Genomic DNA, 3512 nt, shown 5'->3' with positions numbered 1-3512 from the left:
TCCATCAACATCATTTTTAATAAGTAATACGTTTAACGATGACAAGCTAGGTGTGCTTTTTGCCATCACTAATCAGCAACGTAAACTTCAAAACAACCAAATTTTAACGGCAGGTTGGCGCGGTGGCCAAACAATATCTAACCCAACTGATGGTGTATTGTTTGAAAATGCCTACATTCCACGTAACTGGGATCAAGTTGTTGATGAGCAAGACCGTGAACGTACAAACGCAAGTTTAGTACTTCAATATGCACCATCTGACGATGTTACGATTACGGTTGATGGAATGATTTCAAAATTTGAAGTTGATTCGTCAGTGCGTGATTTAGCATCTTGGTTCGAACCAGACCGTGTAGGCAGCGCAACAATTGATGCTGAAACGGGTACGCTTTTAACTTTCTCTCAAGAAGTTGGCTTAGGCGCGCCAAGTGGCGACCCTGCAAGTGACTTTGTATCGCATACACGTAACTCACGTGATGTAACTAATAAAGCATTTGGTATTAATGTTGACTGGCAAGTAAACGAGTCACTAAAAGCAAAATTTGATGTATCTCGCTCAACAGCTGAAAACGACCGTGCAGGTAATGATCGTTTTAACGTAGTGGGTATTATTAACAGCTATACTTTTGACGGTACAGGCAGCATTCCTACCGTACAGCATGATGGCTTTGAAAATGGTTTATTGCCAGATCCAAGCCTAGCGCGTCTTCACTACAACGAAATTGGTAACCAATTTACTGATGAAGATGAAATCACTGAAGTAAAAGCCGATTTTGAATACGTGCCAGATAAAGGCCCAGTAGAGCGTATTAACTTTGGTGCTTATCGCCAAGAGCGTGAAAAATCTAGCTTCCAAATTTTTGGTAGCCAATGTCAATTTTGTGGTTACGGTACACAAGCACCGCTTGATGAAATTGATTTTGAAGCATACACAGCGAGTAATTACTTCCCTGGTTTAATCGATACATTTTATAGCTACGATGGCGATAAAATGCTTGATTACTTAGCCGATCAAGGTTTTCCAGTAGAGCCAACGCTACAAAATAACCGTTACACAATTAACGAAGACATCACTAGTTTATACATGGACTTTACGCTTGGTTTTGACCTAGCTGATATGCCAGTAACCGTTAATATGGGTGCTCGTTACTCAGAAACTGATATTGAAGTTGCTGCAATACAAAGCTTTATTAGCGATGTAATACCAACATCTGACGCAACATTGTTTCAGAATGTTTTTGGGCCTGCAACGAACATCGAGCAAGGTACTAGCTACTCAAACTTACTACCGTCTTTCAACGTTAAGCTTGAGCTACAAGATAATATGATTTTACGTTTTGCCGCGTACGATAGTATTACTCGTCCAACTATGTCTCAGTTATCTCCTGCGACAAACTTTAACGAACCACGTCGTCAAAACTTAACGGCAAGTGGTGGCAATCCAGCACTTAAACCATTCCAATCAGAAAACTGGGATATCTCTTACGAGTGGTACTACAACGATGCTAACTTATTTAGCTTTGCAGTATTTAGTAAAGAAGTTGACGACTTTATTGTTACGTTAACGGGTGCAGAAACATACGAAATGTCTGACCGTTCAGGTCCTGATTTTGCGTGTACTACATGTACAGACCAAACAGATGACGAACTTATTGGTAGCTCAGAAGTTTACACTGTAAGCCGTCCTCAAAATGGTGAGTCTGCAACTGTAACCGGCTTCGAAGTGGGTGTTACTCACATGTTTGAAAATGGCTTTGGTTTTATCGCTAATGCGACTGTTGTGAATAGCGACATTAGTGTAGGTGATGATACAACTCAAACATTTGCACTTGAAGGTTTGGGCGATTCACAAAACTTAGTATTGTTTTATGAGCAAGACAACTGGCAAGCACGTGTTGCATTTAACAACCGTGAAGGCTTTTTACGCTTAGTTGATAACGGCTTCAATGGTGAACCAGTGAACGTAGAAACGTACGGCCAGTGGGATATTAGTGCAAGCTACGATATTAACGAAAACTTCACTATTTTTGCAGAAGGCATCAATATCACTGAAGAAGAGTTAGTACAAACAGGTCGTTTTGCTAACCAAATTTATTCAGTGGAAGATAATGGCTCACGTTACGCGTTTGGTATTCGCGGATCGTTTTAATTAATGTTTGAGGCGAACTTCTCGCCTCTTGTTTCATTGCAGCACATTAGTGCTAATACCAATTAGGTTAATTTAACAGTAATGTATATTAGTTAACCTAATTGGCTAAAATGAAGCCACATTAAATCCAAATGCCCTACCGGGCATTTGTTGTATAAAACGTTATCAAAGATACTCAAAGAGTAGTCCATTATGAATAAAACAATAAAAACAATCGCAGTAATTGGTGGCGGCACAGCAGGATGGTTGAGCGCTGCAATTATAGCTTCGTATCACCAAGGTAAAAATGGTGATGGCTTAAAAGTGATGTTGGTTGAATCGTCAGATATTCCAACAATTGGTGTAGGTGAAGGTACCTGGCCCACGATGAAAAACACACTTCAGCAAATAGGTTTGCGTGAAGTTGATGTATTTAAAGCCTGTAACGCTACCTTTAAGCAAGGTGGTAAATTTGTAAATTGGACGCACGGCAACAACGACTTTTACTACCATCCATTTACTGTACCGCTAGGCTACGGCCGCATAGATTTAGCCCCTTATTTAGATAATGTTGAAGACTTTGCACAGCAAACTAATTTTCAACATGATATTTGCGAAGCAAGCTTAGCCCCAAGAGGTATAGCGCAAGGTGAATATCAAGGTAACTGTAATTACGCTTATCACTTAGATGCCGGCGCTTTTGCAGAAATGCTTAAACAACATTGTAAAAGTAAGCTTGGTGTAGAGCATATTATTGGTACTGTTGATCAGGTAAAACTTGATGACGATGGTGCAATAAATGAGCTTACTCTAAAAGATCAAACCCGCATTATAAGCGCCGATTTATTTATAGACTGTACTGGTTTTTCATCATTGTTATTAGGCCAAGCGCTCAACGTACCGTTTAAAAAAATGGACCACGTGCTATTTAACGACAGCGCACTGGCGATGCAAGTCCCTTACGATGAAAACGATGACTCCTTAGCCAGCCATACCATAGCAACAGCGCAAAACGCTGGATGGATTTGGGATATAGGTTTAACGCATCGCCGTGGTGTAGGGCATGTATATTCAAGCAAATTTTTATCAGACGATGAAGCAGAGCAAAACTTACGAAACTATTTAGGCGATGCAGCAAACGGTTTAACTGCCCGTAAAATTAGCTTTGAGTCGGGCTACCGTGAGAAGTTTTGGCATAAAAACTGTGTTGCAGTAGGTATGTCAGCAGGGTTTGTAGAGCCGCTTGAAGCAACCGCTATTATGCTTGTTGAAATTTCAGCACGCTTTGTAGCAGAGCATATGCCAGCAGACACACAAGTAATGCCTATTGTAGCTAAGCGTTTTAATGAGCAGATGGATTACCGTTGGCAGCGTATTATCGACT

The 3512-nt window shown here is 40.5% G+C and carries 2 protein-coding genes; both read left to right on the top strand.

The features are described from left to right. The coding region (locus tag ENH88_RS23085) for a TonB-dependent receptor (RefSeq protein ID WP_304185903.1) at positions 1-2149 on the top strand (2149 nt) is incomplete at its 5' end. Positions 2150-2341: 192 nt separating this feature from the next. Beyond that, a partial coding sequence (locus ENH88_RS23080; protein WP_304185902.1) for a tryptophan halogenase family protein occupies positions 2342-3512 on the top strand: 1171 nt, incomplete at its 3' end.

The organism is Pseudoalteromonas prydzensis, from assembly GCF_011050055.1.
GTDB classification, from domain to species: domain Bacteria; phylum Pseudomonadota; class Gammaproteobacteria; order Enterobacterales; family Alteromonadaceae; genus Pseudoalteromonas; species Pseudoalteromonas prydzensis_A.
This window is presented reverse-complemented; position numbering and strand designations above follow the sequence as displayed.